Source organism: Allobosea sp. P2_A10, assembly GCF_056405115.1.
Genome location: NZ_JBFUCS010000007.1, coordinates 179,855 through 203,518, shown reverse-complemented (window position 1 = coordinate 203,518; position 23,664 = coordinate 179,855). Strand labels below are relative to the sequence as shown.

At 68.1% G+C, this 23,664-nt stretch carries 5 protein-coding genes and 1 tRNA gene; 2 read left to right on the top strand and 4 right to left on the bottom strand.

The annotated features are described in order from the left end of the window. Positions 1-57 precede the first annotated feature (57 nt). A complete protein-coding gene (locus AC1DZY_RS12660) occupies positions 58-1,227 on the top strand; it encodes a 2'-deoxycytidine 5'-triphosphate deaminase (RefSeq protein WP_476820462.1) in 1,170 nt (389 codons plus the stop codon). A 168-nt stretch (positions 1,228-1,395) separates the two neighbouring features. Here the strand turns inward: AC1DZY_RS12660 and AC1DZY_RS12655 are convergent, their stop codons facing one another. After that, positions 1,396-1,728, bottom strand: coding sequence for a PepSY domain-containing protein (locus AC1DZY_RS12655; protein ID WP_476820461.1), 333 nt, complete (start codon positions 1,726-1,728; stop codon positions 1,396-1,398). A 212-nt stretch (positions 1,729-1,940) separates the two neighbouring features. Here AC1DZY_RS12655 and AC1DZY_RS12650 point away from each other — a divergent pair. Continuing rightward, positions 1,941-2,015 (top strand) — tRNA-Gly (locus AC1DZY_RS12650). A gap of 47 nt (positions 2,016-2,062) precedes the next feature. On the opposite strand, the gene AC1DZY_RS12645 is transcribed toward AC1DZY_RS12650, so the two are convergent. The 3 genes from AC1DZY_RS12645 to AC1DZY_RS12635 all read right to left on the bottom strand — a co-directional run bounded on the left by AC1DZY_RS12645 (position 2,063) and on the right by AC1DZY_RS12635 (position 23,300). Further along, entirely contained in the window at positions 2,063-2,791 is a 729-nt protein-coding gene (locus AC1DZY_RS12645) for a SapC family protein (RefSeq protein WP_476820460.1), read from the bottom strand. Between the two features lie 146 nt (positions 2,792-2,937). After that, positions 2,938-4,593 carry a ShlB/FhaC/HecB family hemolysin secretion/activation protein gene (locus tag AC1DZY_RS12640; RefSeq protein WP_476820459.1) on the bottom strand — a complete coding sequence of 552 codons (1,656 nt, stop codon included), beginning with the start codon at positions 4,591-4,593 and terminating at the stop codon, positions 2,938-2,940. After that, positions 4,590-23,300, bottom strand: coding sequence for a leukotoxin LktA family filamentous adhesin (locus tag AC1DZY_RS12635; protein WP_476820458.1), 18,711 nt, complete (start codon positions 23,298-23,300; stop codon positions 4,590-4,592). The genes AC1DZY_RS12640 and AC1DZY_RS12635 overlap by 4 nt, the downstream gene beginning before the upstream one ends. Between the last annotated feature and the right edge of the window lie 364 nt (positions 23,301-23,664).

The window sequence follows — 23,664 nt, the reverse complement described above, 5'->3', positions numbered from 1 at the left end:
GGGATCGCGGCTTATGGGCTACGATCCCTGACAATCCGAAGAGAGCTGCGCATTGCCATGACGGCGTCGCCCAATATGCTGTCCGATCTCGCCGAGCCGTCCGCATCGCTGGCGGGACCCGCCGGCGTCCTGCCGCGTCAGGACATCCGCAAGCTGGTCCAGCGGAACATGATCCGGTCGATATCGGGCGCTTTCGTCGAAAGCCAGTACCAGCCGGCCAGCCTCGACCTGCGCCTCGGGCACAAGGCCTATCGCGTTCGCGCCAGCTTTCTGCCCGGACCGAACAAGAGCGTCGAGCAGGCGCTCTCCGATCTGACGCAGGACGAGGTCTCGCTGGAGCACGGCGCAATTCTGGAAAAGAACGGTGTTTACGTCGTCGAGCTGATGGAATCGCTCGACGACCTGCCGACGACGATCTCCGCCTTCGCCAACCCGAAGAGCTCCACCGGCCGGCTCGACGTGTTTACGCGGCTGATCGCCGACCGCGCCAGCATGTTCGACACCGTGCCCGGCGGCTATTCGGGCAAGCTCTACGCTGAAATCTCACCGGCGAGCTTCTCGATCAAGGTTCGCAAGGGCAGCCGGCTGAACCAGTTGCGTTTCCGGCGACGCAATTCCGGCCAGGAAGAGGCCGCCGGCTTTCGCGTCTCCGACAAGGAACTGCGCGAGATCCACCGGGACACGCCACTGGTCGATGGCGTTCCCGTCATCCAGAACGGCCTGCAGTTCAGCATTCATCTCGCCGGCTCCCATATCGGCGAGACGATCGGCTATCAGGCGCAGCGCTTCACCGACGTGATCGACGTCGACAAGATCGCGAGCTACGCCATCGACGATTTCTGGACGCCGATCCCTGCCCGCAGCGCGAAGCGTCTGATCCTCGATCCGCACCAGTTCTACATTCTGGCCTCGAAGGAAAAGCTGCATATTCCGCCGGGTTTTGCAGCCGAGATGGCCCCGATCGACCCGACCATGGGCGAGTTCCGGGTGCATTACGCCGGCTTCTTCGACCCCGGATTCGGCATCGGCGCCAATGGCGCACCGGGCAGCCGCGGCGTGCTGGAGGTGCGCAGCCACGAGGTGCCCTTCCTGCTGGAGGACGGCCAGATCGTCGGGCGGCTGGCTTTCGAGCGGATGGCGGCGGTGCCCGACGCGCTCTACGGCCAGATCGGCACGTCGAACTATCAGGGCCAGGCGCTGAAGCTCTCGAAGCATTTTCGCGACTGATCGCCACGATTTTGCTGCAGCGCCGCAATTGCACTGCAATCGGCGGGCACGCTCCAGCGATGAGCATGATCCACTATGCCGGTATCGCCGCAGTCCCGATTCTGATCGGCGGCTATCTCGCGGTCATCCGCTGGGCGACGCGCACCGGCGCGCGCTGAACGACGCCGCTCAGCGCACGTCGACGACGTCGCCGTCGCGCGAGATCACCACGCGAATCTCGTCGCCATTGCGATCGGTTCCGCCGACGACCCAGCCACGCGGCGTCGGGCGGACGCGATCGACCTCCTCGACGCCCTGCCGGCGTGCGATCCGGACGGCCTCGCGCTCGTTGATGCCGTCATAGCGCGGCGGCGGCGGACGCCGGTCATAGCGCTCGCGCGGCTCGTAGCCGGGGTTGATCCTGACGCCGCCGGGGCCGAACTCGATGCCCTGCGCGAAGGCTGCGGCGCCCGGCGCGAGCAATGCGAGCGCGATCAGGCCGGCCCGGCAAATCCGTGTCATGCGCATCGCGCGTCCTCCCTCGAAAACCGTATCGCCCGCAGAATCGCGGACGGGGCAGCAAATATACGACATGGTTGCGGCAATGCGCATGAATGGAAGATGACTTCGGCGGGAATCGCGAACCGGGCCTCCAAAGGGAGATGACTCGGTCCGGCGATGCCGCTATGTATCGCTCTCGTCGGCTGCGGGCCTGGTCCCGCGATGCTGGCGCCGCGGGCGTAGTTCAGTGGTAGAACGTCAGCTTCCCAAGCTGAATGTCGTCGGTTCGATCCCGATCGCCCGCTCCATATCTCCTGAATAATTGATCCGGCTAAGCCCTGCGACAGCCGGCCTCTCACGCCGTCTTGCGCGTCATTGCCCGGTCACCGAGCGCGCCGAAGTTGGTCATGCTGATCAGGTGCGCATAGATCGGCGCGATGTAGCCCTTGCTGCGTAGCTCGCAGAAGGCCGCTTCCGGCAAGGCGTTCAGCTTCTCCTCGCTGATCGCGGAAAAGCCGTTGAAGTTCGAGCTCTCGCCCGAGGGCGAGCGGATGTCGACCGAAACCGTCTGGAACAGGTCGAGCGCCTTCAGCGCGGCGGTGAAAGCGGAGGTCGCGCTGGCTGCATCGGCATATTCGCCGACGAAGGCAACGGCGTGCTGGAGCATTCCGCTCGGCTCGCCATCTTCGCCGAAAAGCGGCTCGCCGTCCTGGTCCTGCAGCCCGGCAAAGCCGCCATCGAGGCAGATCACGTGCTGCTCCTGCGAGACCTCACCGCCGATGAAGGGATAGCGCCTGAGATAGGCCGGCGCGTGCAGGCCGGTCCAGCGCCCGGTCGGGTCGACGAAATCGTTCTGGCCGCTGCGCATTCCGACCATGAACAGCGGCGAGACCACGCCTGCTTCTTCCAGAAACAGGATCGGCATATCGCGGCAGCCGAGCACGAACTCGGCCATCAGCGCCGGAACGAGATGGCTGCCCGCCGCGAAGGCATAGGCCCGCTCGGCTGCGGCCAGGCGGGTCTGGCGATGGGTGTTGCGGTCGAGCACGACGATACTCGAAAAGAACAGCGGCAATGGCGCCATGATGGGGCTTGCGTCCTTGATGCGCGGTTGGCGGAGCTTAAGGAGCGGGAACGATCGCCGGTCCGGCAGGACCGTTCGACCGCACCGCCTGGGTGTCTGGTGCATTCTCTTCACCCGAACCGATGTCGATTTCGTCCGGGGACACGCTAGATGCTCTTCTTCAGCGTCAGCCGGAAATAAAGCTCGCGATCGCGCTGCGTCGCGACGACCCGCTCGAGCGGGCGGGCGATGCCGCCCTCCAGCGTCGCCCAGTCGACCGGTCGCCAGGACAGGCCGACGCCGACCGAGGTCGCGCGCGTGCTCTTGGGCGTGATGGCGTAGGTGATGCCGTGATCCAGGAAGATGAAGGGTTCCAGCGTCCGCAGCGGATCGGGCAGGGCGTAATGCAGCTCGGCCTGGCCATAGAAGCCAGAATTGCCGAAAGCCGCGCCGATCGGGTAACCGCGCACGGTGGTGGGGCCGCCGATCTGGAAGATCTGATCGCCCGGCAGCTGCTTCTCGCCGGTGTATTGCCAGGCGCCGACCAGAAGCCCGTAGATGTCCTCGTTCAGACGCAGGACGTTGGCCGTGTTGCCGCTCGCGATCGAGAAATGGCGGGTCGATTGCGCGATCTTGTCGTCATAGTCGATGCGTGCCCAAGTGGCCGCCGAGGAGCTGTTGACGCTCTGCGTGCTGATATTCAGGGTCAGGCCGCCCGAGCTTTTGGTATAGCCGCTATGGGCCGTCGTGATGTCGAGCTGCTTGCTGCTGCTCAGGCCGGTGCCGAGGCTCCCGGTCGCCTGCAGCAAGATGGCATCGGTGGCGAAGACCGGCTGGGACAGGGTCAGCGCGCGGCTTTCCGAGATGCCCTCGGGACGCAGTTCCCGGATCGTGCCGGTGACGATGTGGAAGGCCGAGCGCGTATAGCTGACTCCGAGCCGCGTGCCCCAGGGCGAAACCGGCACCGAATAGCTGCCGGTGCCGAGCAAACTGCCGCGCGAGCGCGAGCCGTAGAAGACCAGCCTGTCGTCGATGCCGAGCAGGTTGTGGTGCTTCAGATAGAGCAGGCCCTGATAGCGCCCGGTCGAGCGCACGCCCTGATTGTCATAGGAAATCTGCGCCAGGTTGCGCGGCGGCTCCGTCGTGGCCAGTTCGAGATCGGTCAGTCCGAACTCGGCTCCGGCGCGCAACTGCGCCCGCAACTGGACCTCGTTGATCCGGTTGAAGATCGAGACCCGACGGTTCAGCTCCGGCGTATCGACCACACTTTGCGGCGTCGCGCGGATCTGGGATTGCAGGTAGAAGGGCAGGGTGCGCGTCGCGCCAGTGACCGTGACCTTGCCGATGCGCCCCTCGATCAGCCCGACCTTGAGGACGCCGCCATCGAGCTTCTGCGGCGGCAGGATGGCGCTGGCGGTGACCTGCCCCTTCTCGGCGTAGAGATCGTTGACCTCCTGCACGAGCTTGCCGATTTCGGCGAGGTCGACCTTCCGGCCAAGATAGCGGGCGCGAACCGCCTCAAGTTCGGCTGGCGTCAGGAATGTCGAGCTGTCGAAATCGATCCGCGTCAGCACCACCGTGGCGCCGCCGGAGGGAAAGGTCAGCTTTGGGGTGGGCGGAGGCGCCAGCACGCCTGGGCCACGCTGGCGCGCCGGCGCATTCTGGCGCTCGATATCGAGGCGCTGGCGCTCGGCCTCGGTTTCGATCGTGCGCGGCGCGATCTGCGCCAGGGCGCTTTCGGCGAAAGACAGGGCCGCCAGCGCGAGCAAAACCTGCTTCAGAACGGATGCCGGCCCGCCCCGCTTGCGCGAGAATGCGATCAAGGCCGTCCCTCGCCGTCCAGATTGACGCGGGGCTGGTTGCTGCCGCCGAGGCTTGCGGTCGTCTCAGGATCGCGGCTGCGCCAGCGCCCGTTAATATCCAGAACGAAGCTGCGCGCGATGTCGCCGAAGCTCAGGCCTGTCGGGAGCACGACACCGAGCCGCTGCATGTCGCGCCCGAGCGAGAAGCCGCCACTACCCTCGACATTCGCGACCTGGCTGTCGAAGCGCACGACATAGGCGTCCGAGGTCAGTTTGGCGCCGTCGACGCTGATGAAGAATGGCCGGTCCTTCTGGTAGAGCTGGATATCGAAACCGTTGACCGGCCTGATGCTGCGATTATTGGCCAGGACCGTCATCGCCGGCGTGGTCAGGCGCAGGGCGCCGGGCACGAAGGCGGAGACGATGTCGAAGCGGCCCGCCGTCGTGCGCAGGACGCCATCGGTGATGTCGAGCCGCAGGGCGCGGAAGCGGGCAGCATCAATCGACAGCTCGGCGGTCGTGGCAGTGCGCTCGCGCGAGCCGGCGAATTCGAGCGTCAGGGGATCGCCAGAAGCGCCCTGCAACTGGACGATGCTGGAGACAATGGTCGTGCCCAGGATGGTGATCCTGTCGCCACCACCGAAACGGCCGATGCGGACATCGTCGGGCGCAGTGACATCGGCGCTGCGAGCCGCCGCCGCGCCGATCCTGATCGAACCCGCGCCGCTGCGCCCGGCCAGAAGCGTCAGGGCGTCGGTCGCCACCAGCGTATCGCCCTCGATCCCGCCAGCACTGAGAAGGCGGGCGGAGCGGCCAGCGTCGAGCGCACCGAACCCGATCGCCTGCGCGTCGAGCACGATATCCTGCCCGGCACGCGCGCTTGCGACCGTGACAGCGCCGTGCGTCGAGGTCAGAGCGAGCGAACCACCAACGACTATCTCGTCAAAGCGCTGGCTTACGGCCGAGGTCAATGTCGTGTCGCGACGGGACGCCAGCGTCCCGAATTCGATGCCAGCCTCGATCGAGGTGACGGAAATCGAATCGCCGCCGCGGGCGCTGCCGACAATGATGGCTCCAGGAGCCTGCAGCATGATTGCGCCTGATGCGTCCAAGGTCGCGGCGCGAATCGTTGCCGCCTGCGAAACGATGGAGATGTCGCCAGACGACGTCAATGCGGACCCGATCCGCACGGCTCCAAAGCCGTTGATGCGGGCGTTTCGGCCTGCGACGACGGTGTCGAGCCCGAGCGTATCGCCGGACGCCACCACGTCACGGCCGCTCTGCAATTTCGTGATCGTGATCGCGGCAGCCGCTGTCAGCAGCACATCGCCGGTCGCCCGCACGTCGCTGGCCACGACACCGGCGCCACTCGATGAAAGCGAGAGCGCGCCAACGGCAACGCCCGTGTCGAGGCTGACAGTTCCTGAGCCCGAAAGTGTCGCGGCCTTGCCCGCGATCAGCGAACCGAAGGCGATGCCGACATCGGTCGAAGTCGTAATGATATCCGCGCCGCTGGTCGCCGTCTTGACCGTGATCGCCTGCCGGGCCGTCAGCAAGATCGAGGCCGCTGCATCGAGCCGATCGGCGACAATGCCCGCGTTGACCGAGGTCGCGGAGAGGTCGCCGGACCGGGTGGTGGCGGAGCCGATCGCGATCGCGCCATCGGCCGCGAGCGACGCAGCGTCGCCCGACACCAGGGTTGCGAGATCGATGCCGCGCTGTCCGGCCGAGAGGGAAGTCTTGCCGCCGCTGGTCAGGCTGTTGATCGCAAGGCCGCCACCGGCCACGATCTCGACAGTCTGCGACGCTTCGAGCAGCGTTGCGCCAATATTCCCGGTCGTGGACCTGACGATCAGGCCACCGCCAGTGCCGAAGACGCTGCCCAGCGTGATGTCGCCGGCCGCCGCGAACGTGACCTGCCTGCCGAAGGTCGCGGTCGTCACGTCGATGGTCGCGCCGGTCGATGCGATCGTCGCAAGACGCGCGCTCTCCAGCGTCTCGACCTTGACGGCGCCCGCTGCCTCCAGCCGGGTCTCGGCGCCGCTCTTCAGCGAGGCGATGTCGAGAGGTCCGGCCAGGACCTTCGCAATGACGGAACCAGTGGTCGTGACGCTGCCGAGCCGGATCGCGCTCATGCCGGTCAGCGATGCCGAACCCGAGGCGAGCAGTGTCGTCACCGACAGATCGGCGCCGGTCGAGGCCGCATCGATGGCCGCGCCGCTCGTCAGATCCGTCACGGAGATGGCGCCCAGAGCCGTGAGCCGGGTGTCGGCAGCCGATGCCAGCGTCGCAGCCGTGATGCCGGCATTGGTCGAGGTCACCGACAGGTCGCCCGCTGTCGTGCGGGCGGTGCCCAGCGTGACCGCGCCGAAGCCGGAGAGCGTCGAGGTCGCGCCAGCCGTCAGCGTCGTGATGCCCAGCGTGCTTGCCGAGGACGTCGCGGTGGTGCCTGTGCCGCTGGTCGTGGTCGTGACTGTGATGGCGCCGCGGGCGGTCAGGCTGGCCGCACCGGCAGCATCGACGGTCGCCGCCGTGACGCCGGCTGTGGTCGAGGCCACCGACAGGTCGCCCAGTGTCGTGCGTGCAGTGCCCAGCGTTACAGCACTGAAGCCGGAGAGCGTCGAGGTCGCGCCAGCCGTCAGCGTCGTGATGCCCAGCGTGCTTGCCGAAGAGGTCGCCGTGGTGCCCGTGCCGCTGGTCGTGGTGGTGACCGTGATCGCGCCGGAGGCGGTCAGGCTCAGCGCGGCAAAGCTGCGCAGGGTCGTCGCCATGATGCCGGCATTGACCGAGGAGATGACGAGATCGCCGGCCGTCGTCGTGGCGCTGCCGATCGTGACCAGACCCGATGCCGAGAGCGTCGCGGTCGCACCGGAGACGAGCGAGACGAGGTCCAGCGTGCCGGCCGAGGAGGCTGCGCGGGTTGTCCCACCTGAAGTGAGCGAGGTCGTGACCGAGAGCGGACCGGATGCAGTCAGCGTGGCCGCACCGGCCGCATCGACGGTCGCAGCCGTGAGGCCGGCTGTGGTCGAGGCCACCGACAGGTCGCCTGCTGTCGTGCGGGCGGTCCCGAGCGTCACAGCGCCGAAGCCGGAGAGCGTCGAGGTTGCGCCGGCCGTCAGCGTCGTGATTCCGAGTGTGCCGGCCGAGGACGCGGCGCCGGTGCCCGTGCCGCTGGTCGCGGTCGTGACGGTGATCGCGCCGGAAGCGGTCAGGCTCAGCGCGGCAAAGCTGTGCAGGGTCGCAGCCGTGATGCCGCCGTTCGTCGAGGCGATGACGAGATCGCCGGCCGTCGTCGCCGTCCCGATCGTGACCAGACCCGATGCCGAGAGCGTCGCTGTCGCGCCGGAGACGACCGAGACCAGGTCCAGCGTGCCAGCCGAAGAGGCTGCGCCGGTTGTTCCGCCGGAGGTCAGTGCGGTCGTGACCGAGAGCGCACCGGATGCGGTCAGGCTGGCCGCACCGGCCGCATCGACGGTCGCAGCCGTGATGCCGGCTGTGGTCGAGGTCACCGACAGGTCGCCCAGCGTCGTGCGGGCGGTCCCGAGCGTGACCGCGCCGAAGCCGGAGAGCGTCGAGGTCGCGCCAGCCGTCAGCGTCGTGATTCCGAGTGTGCCGGCCGACGCAGTGGCGGTGGTCGCGCCACCGGAGGTCAGCGAGGTCGAGACCGAGAGCGGACCGGATGCCGTCAGCGTGGCCGCACCGGCCGCATCCACGGTCGCAGCCGTGATGCCGGCATTGGTCGAGGTCACCGACAGGTCGCCCAGCGTCGTGCGGGCGGTGCCGAGCATCACAGCGCCATTGCCGGAGAGCGTCGAGGTCGCGCCAGCCGTCAGCGTCGTGATGCCCAGCGTGCTCGCCGAGGAGGTCGCCGTCGTCCCCGTGCCGCTGGTCGCGGTCGTGACCGTAATGGCGCCGGGGGCGGTCAGGCTCAAGGCGGCGAAGCTGTGCAGGGTCGCAGCCGTGATGCCGCCGTTGGTCGAGGCGATGACCAGATCGCCGGCCGTCGTCGTGGCGCTGCCGATCGTGACCAGATTTGCAGCGGAGAGGGTCGCGGTCGCGCCCGAGGTCAGCGTCGTCAGGCTTAGCGCGCCGGCTGTCGAGGTCGCGGACGCCGCGCCGCCGCTGCTCAGGTCGTCGATCGTCAGCGCGCCATCGGCCGTGACATTTGCCGCGCCCGCATCGGCCGCCAGCGTCGTGATGTGCGTGGCCGACGCCGTCTCTAGGTTGACGCCGCCAAGCAAGCTGCGGGCCGACAGGCCCGGCGCGTCAAACGTCACCGGCGCGAGCGCCGTGCCGATGCCGGTTCCGGCATTGAGAGCGACGACGCCACCGGCCTGGGCTGCGCCGAGATTGACCACGCCGACATTGCCGAAAATCGCGCCGGCCGCTGTGACCGCGATCGAGGCTGCGCCCTGCGGTGCGACGAGCGCGCTGGTGACGTGGCCGAGCGTGACGTTGGTGGCCGAAGCGAGCGTGACGCGGCCGGCGGCGGAGGCGGTTGCGCCGGCAGTCATCACGATCGAGCCGGCCGTGGCGCTGAGTGCGCCATTGCTCGCGTTCAGGCTGCGCAGCACGCGCAGTTCAGCGTCGGCAATGAGCGTCAGGCTACCGGCAGCCGTCAGCGCGCCGATGCGTTGCGCGATGGCCGTCTGCGTCGCCAGCGTCGGCGTCGAGATCCAGCCCGAACCGCCGATCTGGCCGGAGATTTCGCCGTCGCTGGCCGACTGGACGGCGAAGGGCGTCGTCGCGCTGCCGACATTGCCCGACGCGTTGAGCAGAACGTTCCGCGCCGAGACAGCGACTCCCGGCAGATAGCTGGTGATCGAGCCGGCGTTGGCCGTGATCGAGGCCGTGCCCTGAGCGAAGATGCGGCCGATATCGGCGTTGCCGGTCGGCTTGACGAGGTAAGCGTCGCCCGCGCCAGCCGAAGCGGAAACCAGCCGGCCGCCGATCTGATAGGCCAGAGGCGTCGCGGCCGAACCGATGGAGCCGCCGCCGGCCGAAAGCGTAAGATCGCCGCCGGCATCGATCTGGACAGCGTTGAGCGGCGTCGTCGTGCTCGGCGCGGTCGCGACCGTGATCGCTTGCGGCGCCTGCAGGTTGATCTGGCCCGTAGCGGTGAGGCGGCCGATGTTCAAAGAGCCGCCGCCCGATTGCGCCGCCGTGGTGGATTGCAGGTAGATGTCGCCCTGGGCCGAGCCGGAGAAGACGCCGGTCGCGCTAATGAAGAGCGGGGCGGTCTGGGCGATGTCGACCGAAGTCAGCGTCACCCCGTTGGGGACTGTGCCGATGCTCGCGACATTCACGCGCTGGCCGCTGCCATTGGTGCCGACGAGCTTGACGGAACCCGGCGTCGTCGCGACCGCGAGCGCCTGAAGCTCGGTTGTGGAGAGCGTGCCGTTGCGGATGGCGTCGAGCGAAACGGCGACGTCGGGCGCGAGCGAGCCGATGCTGCCGCCGATGTTCAGCGTCACGTCGCGGCCGACGATGATCGCCGTGCCGTTGCCGACGACGCCCGAGGCAGGCTGCAGGGCCGCCTGGTCGATCGCCGCGATGAGCTGGCCGCTCTGCCAGACGGCATTGGCGGTGATGCTCGAGGCCAGGCCGCTGACCGCGCCGGCTGATGCGGTGGTGAAATTGTAATTGGTGACGAGCGAATTGGCGTCGAACTGCGCCTGGCTGTTCCAGTTCGCGCCATAGGCGCTGGCAAACACGTTGGCGTAGTTCGCGTAGCGATCGGCGGCGTAGGCTTTGACCTCTGCGGCCTCCGCATGACGCCCATAGGCCGCATCGGCCAGCGCCTGGTAGAGCGGGATCGCCGACGTGCTGAGCGTGAAGACGCCGCCCGAGACCGTGCCGTTGGGGATCAGGCTCGCATAGAGCCCGTAGGTCTGGGTAACATTGCGCTCGAAGGCGACGACGCTCGCCTGGGCTGCGGCGTCCGCGCCGTCGGCCTGCGTCAGCTTGAGCTTGGTCTTGATCGTCGTGAGCTGCTCGGTCGAGAGCGACTGGGCCGCCGTCTGGGCGCTGGCCGATTTGAGCGTTCCGCTGACGACGTCGACCCGGACATTGCCGCCACTGCTGGCGATCTGGCCGACGCGAAGGTTGCCCGAGAGCTGCTGGATTCCGATATCGCCCTGCGCCGCGATGTTGACGACGCCGCCTGTCTGGCTGCCATTGGCCAGCGTCGTCGCCATCGCCTGGATGCGCAGCGGCGTGTTGATGCCGCCGACCGCGCCGTTGACGCTGGTGATGTTGATGTTGTTGCCGAGCGCATGGGTGAAGTTCGCCGGCGCGTAGCTGGAGACCTCGAGCCCGCCGGTGGCGCGGATGTTGATGTCGCCATAGCGGCCCGAGGCGGCGTCGAGATCGGCGTTGAAGCGCCAGACCTTGGCGTCGGAATCGATGTTCAGGTTGATGCCGCCGGCGCCGGAATAGGCCGCGATGATGCCGCCCTCGGTCAGCGCCACGTTGATCGGCGCGGCAGTCGACCCGAGCGCGTCGCGTGCGCTGATCGTCAGGTTTTGGCTCAGGATATTGGTCTGCGGAGCCTGCGTGATGCTGCCGGCCGACGCCGTGATGAAGGCCGCGCCTGTCGGGTTGTTGATGTTGCCTTGCAGGCGGATCGACTGGTTGGAGGTGATGTTGAGCTGGCCGCTCGCATTGCCCTGGAAGCTGATCCCGAAATCATAGTCGGCCTTCACCGAGGCGGTGACCTGCACATATGCGCTGGTGACGTAGTTGTAGTTCCAGAAGCTGTTCGCCGTGCTGCCCGGCGTGCCGCGGAAGTTCTCCGAGCAGATGCTGGGATTGCCGCCATTGCAGTCGCCATAGGTCTGCTGCGCGTTGATGACGGTGGTGTGGCCGCCATAGATGCGCTGCTGGAACGGGATGTTGACCGCGCTGGTGTCGCTGACGACGCGTCCTTGCGGCGTCGAGGAGCCGCCCGTCTGCGCGCTCCGCACGAACTCGCTCAAACCCGCCTGTCCCGGCGTCGGCGAACTGACGAACTCCCACGGGTTGTTGGCCGAGCCGGATGCATAGCGCCAGACGCCCTGGGCGTTGCGGTTGCCGGTGATCAGCCCGTCCTTCACCAGGAGCGCCTGCTGCGTCCACTCATAGCGCGTGCCGTCTTTGGTGTCGTAGGTCGTGGTGTCGCCGCCGATATGCTGGCCCGGAGTGGCGTTCGCGCCGCTGAGGATCGGCTGCCGGCCGTTGTCGGTGATATATTTCGTGATGCCGGAGCCGGGCGTGTAGACGTAGACCGTCGTATTCTCGTTCGCGGACTTCAGCCTATCGACGATCGTGATCTTGCTCGTGCTGGCGTTGGCGCCGGCGGCCGTGCCGGTGTTGATCCGGTTGGTGACGAGTTCGAGCCCGGAATTGTTGACGATGTCGACATGGCCGAAGCCGCCATTGATCTTGATGCTGCCGAGCGCGCTGGTGCTGATGATCTGGCCGTCGAGCAGCACCGAGCCGCCGCCCGACGAGGCGTTGACGTCCGAGACCGAAAGCTGGTTGGTTCTGTAGTCGTAGAATACTTTGATTGGCCGGTCGCTGCTGTTCAGCGTCGAGACATGACTGCTCGTCGTGAAATACTGGCTGACGTCGATGACGGGATTTTGGACGGAATATTGGCTGAACGTCTCATAGTTTCCGCGGAAGCCCTGGATCGCCGCCGCCAGTCCGCTGTCGAGCACGACTGACTGGTTCGTGGCCCGGCCGGCCTCGATCGATGCGTTGATGTTGATCACCGACGCCTTGATCGCGACCTGCGCGCCGTAGATCTGAGAGCTGCCGCCGGCCAAAGCGGAGCCATAGCTCTCGCGGTAGAGCGGCACGGTCGGAATCTGGGCGAAGAAGATGTCGTTGTCGCTGAAGCGATAGCCACCGACGCAGTTGTAGCCGACATCGCCGACGCGGCCGATGCAGTTGCCGTAATAGACGATGCTGGTGCGGCGGTCCGGGCCGTCGGTCTGGACGCCGTAGAGATATCGGCTCGGGTCGCTGCTGCCGCCGGTCGAAGCGTTGGCGGCCGCGTTGACCGTGTCGTTGATGACGTACTGGCCCTGCGGCGTGCCCGGCCTGCCGCCGGGATACGAGATCGCGTAGTCCCACTCCGCCTGCGGCGAGCCGCCGGCATTGTACATGCCGTTGGGACCGTTCGAGGAGATCGCGACCGCGCCCTCGGGCACGGTGACGTTGAACTGCAGCGAGTCGATGCGCTGGCCCGAGAAGCCGAACGAGCCCTTGGTGTTGTTGATCGAGACCAGCCCGCCGAGATTGGTGATGTCGTCGGCGATCAGCAGGGCCGGGCCGAAATTGCCGATGTCGCTGCGGGTATAGGCGTTGTCGATGGTGATGCTGGCCTGCGCGTTGGCGTTGGCCGAGGTCCGCGTCAGCCCGTTCTGGCCCTGGGCCGCGCCGGTGAACAGGATCTGGCCGGTCGTCAGGTCGGGGATATAGGCGCCGCCGTCGAGGATCAGATAAGCCGAACTGTTGTTGACGACCTTGATCGTCGGCCCGCCATTGGCCGTCAGCGTGCCATTGCCCTGGATCGTGTCGCCGTTGACGTAGACATTGCCGCCGGCTGCGTAGAGCTGGCTGATCCGGTAGGCCCTGACGAGACCCGAAGCGATGCCGCCGACCAGCGTGTCGGCTACCGCCGTATCGTCGATCGTACCGTTGGTCGTGGTGTAATTGGCGTAGACATAGGCGGCGGCGTTGAACGCGTCGTCGCGGGTGACGGTGACCGGCGCGCCGCCGGCCTTGACGTAGACGGTCGGCAGGGCGTTGAGATCGCAGATCGACAGGCCGCCCGCGCCGCAGCCGATGATGATCTCCTGCTCGTGAAAGACACCGCCGACGGCGCGGCCGTTCATCACGACTGTCGAGGTCGCGGCCGATCCCGGGCTTTCGTCGCGCTGCGTCACCGGGATGAAATAGAGCTGGAAGCCGTGGCCGGCACCGTCGGCATTGGGCGTGACCGTGCCGTTATAGGCGCCGAGCGTGACGTTCTGGGCGCTGAGCAGGGCCGCGCCTGCATTGACGTTCAGCGTGGCGTGGTTTTGCAGGTCGGTCGCGGCGTCGGCGTCGGGTATGGCGATCAGGCCGCGCACATAGCCGATCGCCGTGGCGTCGCCATAGATGCCGGTGATGGCCAGGCCCGAGGCGTCGCGCCCGGCGGTGACGTTGACGTTGTCGAGGCCCGTCAACGTGCTGTTGGCGCCAATGGTGACGACCTGGTCGGTGCGGATATTGGTGTCGGCCTCGGCGACGCCGACGGCGGCGAGGCCGTAGGTCGTGACCAGCGCGTTGGTCTTCACCGTCGCCGTCGTATAGGTGCCGATATTGACCGTTCCGGCCGAGGTCAGGGTGTTGCTGGTCCCCAGCGTGACCTCGTTGTCGACATCGGCCCGATATTGCGAGGTGACGCCCGCACCTTGGAGCGCGCCGCCGGTCGTCAGCGTCACCGTGTCGTCGGCGGTGAGCAGCGTGATCGCCTGGATCGCGATCGGGCCGGGTGAAGCGATGGCGTTGCTGCCGCTTGCGAAGTTGGCGCTGTTGCCGACCACGACCCGCGACGTGCCGTCGATGCCGACCGTCGATTTCGCGCCGACGCCGTTGATGCCGCCGCCCGCGCCGGCGCTGATCGTGTCGCCGAGCGCGAGCTGGTTGAAGATGTTGCGGCTCTCGAGCTCGATGCCCTGGAGGCAGGTGGTGACGTAGCAGCCGCGCGTGCCGTTGCCGATGGCCGTGAAGACGACGCTCGCGCCGACATCGACCAGCACGTCCGACCTGCCGTCGTGGCTGGCGAGCGAGGCGCTGGCGCCCACGGCCGCCGCCTGGGTCGCATCGACCAGGTTGGCGTAGAAATCGGTGTGGCCCGCATTGACGAGGATGGTGTTGGCGCCGATCTGCGTGCGCGCGCCGATGCTCGCCGTCACCGTCGCCGTATTGTCTGTATCGGCGGACGCTCCTGCCCCGGAGATGAGGCCGCCGCTGCCCGAGACCGCCTTGGCGATCTGCGTGTCGCTGCCCGTCGCGGTCAGGCTGAAGCTGCTCGCCGCGTTGCCGCCCATCCGCGCGTCGTCGCCAAGCGTGGCGCGTGTCGTCGAGTTCGAATGCGCATCGGCCAGCACCGCGCCGACCGAATATTTTCCGGCGATCGAGAAGCCGGTCGACGACGCGATCTGGCGCGTGGTGTTGGTCGCGGTGATCGCGACGACGGCGTTGGGCAGGCGGACATTGTCGCCAGCCGAGGCGGTGACGGTCGAGCTCGCGCTTGCGCCGGCGTCCGAGCCGACGGCGCTGGCGTAATAGGCGCCCGAGCCGGCGAAGGACCAGGCCGCAGCGCCGGTGCCGCCGCGGCTGAACTGGCTGGTCGCGCCGGGCGAGCCGCCGATCGAGGTGACAGGCGTGCCGGCGATCGCGCTGGTCGCGAGGATCGAGAGCGCGCCGGCGGTGAGCGCGCGCTGGGTTGCCGCGCCGCCATCCATGGCCGCGATCACGGTCTGGTTGACGGTGGCGCGCGAGATCGCGATTCCGACAGCGAGTCCGCCGGTGACGGAGACGCCATAGGCGGCCGCCTTGGCGTCGGGCGTCGCGGTCGCCGAGACGGTGATCGCGCCGGTGCCGACATTGACGCTGGCATTGTCGCCGAGATGGGCCTCGACATGCGAGGTGTCGCTGGCGCGCGCATCGGCGCCGACGCCGGCCACCAGCAACCCGCCCGCGCCGGCGGTTGCCGAGGCATAGGAGATGCCGTTGCTGCTGGCGGCGACCGACAGCGAGGTTCCGCCCGAGAGCGTCGCATTGCCGGCCAGATTGGCCGTTGCCGTGCCGCTCAGGCTGCTGCTGGCGACCGAGACGCCGAGCGCGCCGCCGCCGCCGGCGGCCGCACCGAGCGCGTCCGCGCGCGAGCCTTGCGTCGTGCTGGCGTTGACCGACGTCGCCCCCGTGACGGTGAGCGTGCCGCCGAGCCGGGCAGTGAGCGTATTCGAGACCGAGCCCTGCGCCACCGCCGCACCGGCCGCAGCCGCGCCCGCTCCTGCGCCGGCCGTGACATCGACGCGCGAGGCCGCGCCGCCCGCGCCGTCGATCGCGGATGCGTTGACCGTGATCGAGCCCGTCGTCACGGTCCCCTGATCGAGCCGGGCGCTGACGGTGTCGGCGACCGTGGTGAAGCCCAGCGCCGCGCCGACGCCGATGCCGCCGACGCCGATGCCGAGCGCGGTGTTCTCCGTCGACGTCTTCGAGGTCGAGGTTACGGATACGGAGGTGGCCGTGATCGCGCCGCCGAGCGCAGTCGCGCCTGTCTGCGAGCCGGTCGAGTCGAGCAAAGCGGTGGCGCTGATCGCTGATGGCGTCGCGGTGCGGGCGCGGTTGCTGGTGAACCAGGCATATTGCGAGGCGGCGTAGTCGCGGACCTCGGTCTGCGTCGCGGTGCGGCCAAGCTGGGCGTCGGCGGCGGCCTGATAGACGGCGACCCCGGAGGGCCGCAGCGAGTAGAGCCCGCTCACCGGGACGCCGTTGGCCAGAAGCGTGGCATAGGCGTCGTTGGCTGCGATCCTGACCTGCGCGTCGGTCGCGGTCGGCGTCGCGACCTGAACGATCTCGCGGTAGGAGCCGAGCCCGGCGTCGCCGATGACATATTGCAGGTTCGCCGCCTTCAGCGCGGTGTAACGCGTCGCGGCGTAGTCGCGCACCTGTTGGTCGGTCGGCGAGGTCTGCCCGAGCGCAGTCGCGGCATTGGCCCGCAATGCCGCGACACCACTACTGGTGAGGGTCAGCACATCGTTCACGACCGTGCCGTTCTGGACCAGCGCGAGATATTCAGCGCCGGCCGCCGTGCGAAGCTGGTCGTCGGTGCGCCCTGCAGCGTTGACGCCGGGCAGGGTGCGGTAGGTCGCAAGCCCACTGGTGCTGAGCGTGAAGCCCGGATCGACGGCGGTGAGCTGGTTGACGCGCGAGAGCGTGCCGTCGCCGCCGATGTTGAGGTCCGCGCCTGACGGAGCGCCCGTGCCCACCGAGATGACGTTGACCGCCGCGCCAAGCCCGATCGAGCCGCCCTGACCGATGGTGAAGGCGTTGGCGTCGACATTGCGGTCGCTGATCGCCTGGACCACGACCGCGCCGGGCGTCGTGACGGTGCTGTTGACGAGGTCGGCCAGCACGCTCGAGTCGAGGCTTGCGACATTGGTCGCCGAGCCGGCGCCGATGCCGGCGCCGCCGATCGAGGCGACGCCGGTCTTGGGCGTGATCGTCGTGGTTTCGCGCGCGATGATGTTGAACGTGCCGTCGATGCTCTGGCCGACCTGCTGCATGAACGGCGGCGTGGTCTGCCTCGAGTTGACGCCGTAGAGCCCGGCCCGCGTGGTGTTGGCGACGTCGATAAGGTTGACCATGCCGGCGACGCTGGCGATGCCCGCCGCCGCACCGCCGGCCGCCAGCGCGGTGAAGCGGTTGGTGTTGGTCGCCAGCACGTTCAGCGCGCCGAACACGTTCAGCGTGGTGACGTCGGCGCCGCCGCCTATCGTCGCCAGCGTGGTGGCGTTGCTGCGGCCGACGACGAAAGCGCTGCCAAGCGCGACGCCGCCGGCGGCACCAACACCGGCGACGCCGTAAAAGCCGTTCGTGCTGTCGGCGCTCACGCGCAGGGAGGCGGCGTTGAGCAGGCCCTGGTCGAGGCTTGCGGTCGTGACCGCCTCGAAGCTGTTGACCAGCCCGCTCGCCGCCGCGCCGAGCCCGCCGACGGAGAAGCCGATGGTCTGGCCGGTCGAGGATTGCGAGGATGTCGCCGCGACCTGGACCGCGCCGACGCCGCCAAGGCCGCCCTGGCTGGTGGCGATGGTGCCGGTGGTCGAATTGTTCAGCGAGGCGCTGGTCCGGCGCCTCAGCGTGGTGTTGGCGTCCGCGCCTGCGCCGGCGACGCCGCCGATCGCGCCGACGACGACATAGCTGCCGGCATAGGAATGGCTCGCCGCATCGACCACGATCGCGGTCGGGGTCTGGCCGCCGGCGAGCCGCGTGTCGATCGTGCTCGTATCGATCGAGGCCAGCGTCTCGCCGCCGAGATTGTTGCGGATGGTGACGTAGCCGACGGCGCCGCTGAGAGGATAGAGCGCGATGCCGGCTGTGACGGCATTCGCCATCACGGCCTGCTGCGAGGTCGCGATCACGGCGAGGCCGCGCACATTGCGCGTGGCCATCGCAAGGTCGGGGAAGGTCGTAGACGGACCGGTCGGGGTGGAGAGATCGGGCGCGGTGACGAGAGCGCCGCTGGTGATGGCGAGCGAGCCCGTGCCGTTGACGCGCGCATCGACCGTGCTGCTTTCGCTGACCGAGGCGACCGTGCTGCCGCCGATCGTGTTGTTGACGACGGAGAGGCCGCCGGCGACGCTTGGCGTGCCGCCGGCAGCGCCGAGAGCGCCGGCCGAGACCGCGATGCGGTCATGATTGGTCGCGATCACGCCGATATTGTTCTCGGCAATGATGTCGGCGCGCTTCACGGCCGCAGTGACGTCCGTTCCGATGCTGCTGGTGGCGACGGAGCCGGCAAAACCGGCCTGCCGCGCGATCGCGATGCCGATGGCGAGCGTCGTGATCCGCGAATCCGACTCGGCTTTCGCGACGACGTCGCCCGAGGCGCGCAGGCGCGCATCCTCGATGGCCACGCCGACTTCGCTGTCGATGCTGTTGTCGACGATCGACAGCCCGACCGCGGCCTGGCCGAGGCTCAGGCCGAGAGAGCCGGCGGTGCCGCGGATCAACGAGGTCGCGCTGCCGCTCAAGGAGATATCGCGCGCGGTGACGATCGCGTTCGTGCCGGTGATGCCGGCGCGCACGACATTGTCGATCGACTGCAGCGTCACCGAGGCCACGCCCGCGAACTTGCCGGTGGCGACGCCCAGGCCGACCGCGACGCCGGTGATGATCGCGCCGTCCTGCGCGCGCACGATCACGTCGCCCGTCGTGGTGATCCGCGCACCCTGGATCTCGGCGATATGCGATTGCGCGACGCGGTTGCTGAGCAGCGCGACGCCGATATTGTTGTCGCCGCCCTGGACGGCGCCGGCGATGGCGAGGATCGACGCTCCGGTCGGGTTGGCCGCCCCGGCATTGGTGACGGCGCCCGTGAAGTCGATCTGGCTGGTGTCGGTTGCCGTGAAGAGCTGGCGCCCGGTGATGATCGCGTCGAGCGCGCTGTCGCGGCTGCCGTCCGCGACGACGACCACATTGCCGCTGAGGGTGATCGTCGGCGGGAGGGCGGAGTCATCGTCGATCGAGGCCCGGACCGTCGGCGTCACGCTGTTGAAGACGAGCGAGCCGGACAGGCCGTTGCCTCCGATTCCGGCGCTGATCGCGCCGGAGACGATGCGGCTGGCGGATGAGCCGGTGACGACGAGCCCATCGACGGCTTCGATGCGCGAGCGCGTCACTTTCGCGCTGACCGCGTCCTGTCCGGACGGGTCGCGGGTTTCGGCATAGGTGATCGCGAGGCCGACGCCGGTCTTCGCGCCGAAATAGGCCGCGCCGCCGCCGATGCCGATATCGGTGGTCTGGTAGGCGTTGACGGTGACGAGGTTCGACAGAACGTTGGCCGCGCCCAGCAGCGTCGAGTCGGAGATCGACGCCGAGACGCGGTTCGTGACCAGCCCGAGCGCCGCCGAGATGGCTGCGGCCCCCGTGCCCTCGATCGCGCCGGCGATGCCCAGGCCCACGGCCGTGACGCGGCCGCCGGCGATCGCCTGGACCTGCGTGTCTGCGACATCGCTCAGGGTCGACTGGGTGATCCGGGCATCAGTGCTGTTGTCGAGCTTGGCGAATGCGATCGCTCCGGCCAGGGAAACGCTCGAACCGCCCTGGAGCCCCAGAACGAGCGCCGCCGAGCCGGAGCCGATCTCGATGATGGTCGAATTCAGCGCGGTTGCGGCGGTGGTGAGGGAGGTCGTCTTCTTCTCGATCCTGGCGCCGTCGATCCAGGCCGACGTACCGAGCTGCGTCGAGGCCACGGCGGCGCTGCCAGCCAGCGCGAAGGACGGCTTGCCACCACCTCCGGCCGAACTCGCGGCCGTCGAGGCCGCGAAGAAGGGATCGTCGGTGACCAGCGTCATCGAATCCGTGCCGTCGACGACGGCCGCCGCGATCGACGCCGCTGTCAGGCGCCCGGTGGTCGCGGCCTGCACCGTCAGCGAGTCGGTGCGGATGAGGCCGGAAGCGGTTCCCGCGCCGTGCAGGCGGCCATCCGACAGATCGTCGGAATTGTCGCCGATATAGGCGCGCGTCACGGTCGTGGCGTCGATCCGTCCGATGGAGACGCCGAACGCGCTGCCATCGGCCCCGGCCAGGACGAACGCGCCGCTGACCGAGAACATCGAGATGAACTGCTCCGCCCTGACGTCCACCACATCGGCAGTGACGAGGGCGCGGTTGCTGATCGAGGCCACGGTCTGGTTGTCCAGCCCCGCCAGGCCGACCATGCCGTTCAGGGCCACGCCCTTGGACTTGCCCGACGAGGTCACGACCAGGAACATCTTGTCCGATGCCGTCGCGGTGACGGCCAGCCCCGACGTGATGATCGTCGCGCCGTCGGCGATGGCGGCGACGGTCTTGCTGGTCCGGCCGCTGGTGATCAGGGTACCGCCGGCGGCCGAGCCCGCCCCGCCGTTGACGCCGCCGGTCAGGCCGAAATTGCCCCCGCCGTCGATGCTGTGGATGGTGGTATCGGCGACGACGCTGACGGCCTGGCTGAAGTTCTGGACGTAGCCATTGGCCAGCGTCGTCGTCCAGGCGGGGCTCAGGGACGTCGTGTTGATCGTGGCGCCACTGGCGACATAAGCCGATGTGTCGTTGTTCGCCCGGAAATAGCCGACCGAACCAGCCAGGCCGAGCTCGGAGGATTGCGAGCTGGCGTTGGCGTAGCTCGTCATGATGTTGTTGACGATGCCGAGATTGCCGTTGATGTGCGAAATCGTCTCGCTGAGACCGGCCCAATTCGTCCAGGTGTTCGAGATCGGCATCTCGTTCGTGGCGGCGACGCCGGCGCGGAAGGCGTTGATCTCGACGCCGGAGCCGATGAAGGCGGTCGAGTCGTGCTTGTAGTTGCCGACGCCGATGCCGAAGGACAGCGAGACCTGAGCCTCGGGCTGCGCCGCGGTCGGGTCCTTCGATTTCGAGTTGACCGAACTATCGGCGATCAGGCGCACGCCGAAATCATACTGGCGGCTCGCAACCGCGACATTGCCTGACGCATGGATCGTCGGCGCGGCTGCGCCGGCATCGGCTGCGATGGAGGCCTTGGCGCTGAGATTGCTGTCGGCGATGGCGACCGCGCTACCGGCCTTGACCGGGACGCTCGACGAGGCGCTCGACAGTTTGCCGAAGATCTGGCTCAGCAGGGTCGAGACGGTCGTGCCTTCCGGGCCCGCGTTGAAGATCAAATTGTCGCCGACCGTGGTCGAGGCGCTGGTCGCGTTCTTGGCCGTGTCGGTGACGGCCGAGACAGTGACGCTCTGGACCTTGTTGGCGCTCGTGCCGAGCGACGCGCCGAGCAAGGCTTCGGATTCAGCTTTGTACTCGGACCAGGCGAACGAGGCGCCGGCAACGCCGCCGGAGGCCGCAACGGCGGTGGCGCCGGTCGAGAAGGAGTTGGTGTTGTACGCGGTGACGCTGACATTGCTGACGCCGCTGGTCGTGATCGTTGCGCCGGAATGGACCTTGGCCGAGGTCGTGACGTCGACATTGCCATAGGCGACGGTCGCCGCCACCAGCGCCGTGCCGACAGTGACGGTGAGCGCGGTGACGCCGAGCTTGACGTCGTTCTCGGACCGGACGGCGAGGTTGCGGCCGACATTGATCGTCGCGCCGGAGGCAATGTCGGTGGTCACAGTGCCTCTGATCTCGCCGATCGAGACCGCGCCGCCGAAGGCGTTGGCCCCCGTGATCGTGATCGCGGGCATCGAGGCTTCCTGCTTGCCCTTGGCGATCACCGAGACGTCGTTCGTCGCCGTGATGCTCGCCCCGTCGACGATGCGGACGCGGCTGAGCACCTCGCTTGCGACATAGCCGCCGTTCAGGCCGAGAGCCGCCGCCACGACCGTCTGCGCCGCCGCCGTCACGATCCCGACGGCCGAATTGGTGTAGGAGGCGATCGCGGTGGAGTCCGTCTTCAGCAAGACGTCCTTGCCGGTGATCGTGCCGTGGATGTCGATGGTCGAGGTCGCGCTGGCGAGCCCGCCGACCAGGATCTGCGATTTTGTCGCATCCAGCGTGACGTCGCCCGCCGCGAACGCGCTGCCCGTGCTGACGCCGGCAAGGAGCGAACCGAAGACGCTGATGTTCGGCGCGGTCAGCGTGATCGAGCCCGACGCGCCGGTCGAGGGGTTGGCGGCCGAGAGCACGCCGCCATTGGCGGCGCGATTGAACTGGCGGGTGTCGATCACGCCGTCGGCGGCGATCGTGATGCTGTTGTCGGCCTGCAACGACACATCCGTGCCGGTGACGTTGATGATGCTGGCGCTGCCGCCCGTGCCGATGATCAGGTCGGTCGGGTCGATATAGAGCAGGCCGGCCTTGCCGGAGCCCGCCGAGAGATCGACATCGACCGCACCGAGCCTGACGGTCTGCCTGGCGCTGAGTTCGGTGAAACCGCCATCGCCGGTCAGACCGCCCTTGCTGCGGAAAACGGCCCCGTCGGCGACGTCGAGATCGGTCCCCGCCAGAACCCTGATCTCTCCGCCCTTGCCGGCCGCGCCCTGCGCCGCGCTGACGTCGAAGCGCGCGCCGCCGGCAATCGATATCGCGGCATCGGAGGTGATGGAAATCTTGCCGCCGTCGCCGGTGTTGACCAGCGGCGCCGTCGCGCCCGGTGCGGACCTGGCGAGCTTCGCCGAGGGCGCCGCGCCGGTCGCGCTCAGCCTGGCCGTCTGCGTGATCGTCGTGCCCTTGCCGGAGCGCACCACGATCGTGCCGGCGGAACGGCGCGCCGTCGCGTTGGCGCGCAAGGTCCCGGAAATACGCGCCGTCCCGGCCGCGACGATCTCGATGCCGCCGCCGCGCCGCGCCACCATCGCTCCGCCATATCTGACGCCCCTGGTGTTGACGCTGGAGGCAAAGGCGGTCTGGTGCCGCTGGCGGCGCTCGCCGATGCCGACGGGCGCGGCGTTGGCCGCGATCTGGCCGGAGACGCTGACGGAATGGCCATGCAGCGTCACGCCGCGCCTGGCGTTGATCCGGCCCTCGATCGTGATCGCGCCATCGGGCGAGATCGGAATGTCGTTGGCCCTGAGTCTCGCCGCCGCCGCCTCGTTGACGACGCCATTGGGACCGATGACCTGATCGAGGAACTCGCGCGTCGGCGTGTTGACGGTGAGCCGGCCGGTGTTGATCACGCCCGACGGACCGACGGTGAAGCCGGCCGAATCCGAGAAGTAGACGTGGCCGCCGATCGAGCCGTTCTTGTAGGAATTCAGGATGCCGTTGACGACGACGGGGCCGTTGCGGACGATGTTGACCAGCGCCGCCGTATTCTGCGGCAGATGCATGTTGACCGTCGTGCCGGCCGACTGCTCGAAGCGCGAGAACGAGTTGTAGCCGGCCCCGCCCGACACGGTCTGGGTGGTGATCGTGGTCGTCGCGCCGCTGACGGCGACATTGGTCTGGGTGCGCCCGTCGGGCGTGATGATGTTCTGCGCGAAGGCAGGCGCGTTCCACAGCGCGAGCGCCATGACCTGCCCGACAAGGCAGCGCTGGCGAAGCGGACCAAGAACCGACGAGCCAGCCCTTGCGGCGGGGTTCGCCGCAATTCTGGCTATCTTTGTCGCGAACGCGGCAGGCATGGCACGGGACATCAGGCGTCGGGCTCAGGTCGCGCTCAACCCGGCCGCGGGGGATGCCGCATCCGGCTCAGGCGCCAAAGAAATCTCGTAACGTCAATCGATCCGTAACGTATGGTTAGCGCTTATCTAACGAATCTGCGAGTCTGCCTATGCCTGTCCGCGCCAAAACCCTTGACTCACGCTGCCAGGATGACGGAATCGGGCGCCAAGGTTAATCGGCGAGCGATTCTGCGGCAAAAACCAACGGGTCCTG

What these genes read in the sequence shown, in the direction of transcription:
- AC1DZY_RS12645 (WP_476820460.1), bottom strand. Translation starts at nt 2,791, where the DNA reads ATGGCGCCATTGCCGCTGTTCTTTTCGAGTATCGTCGTGCTCGACCGC.
- AC1DZY_RS12655 (WP_476820461.1), bottom strand. Translation starts at nt 1,728, where the DNA reads ATGACACGGATTTGCCGGGCCGGCCTGATCGCGCTCGCATTGCTCGCG.
- AC1DZY_RS12635 (WP_476820458.1), bottom strand. Translation starts at nt 23,300, where the DNA reads ATGGCGCTCGCGCTGTGGAACGCGCCTGCCTTCGCGCAGAACATCATC.
- AC1DZY_RS12660 (WP_476820462.1), top strand. Translation starts at nt 58, where the DNA reads ATGACGGCGTCGCCCAATATGCTGTCCGATCTCGCCGAGCCGTCCGCA.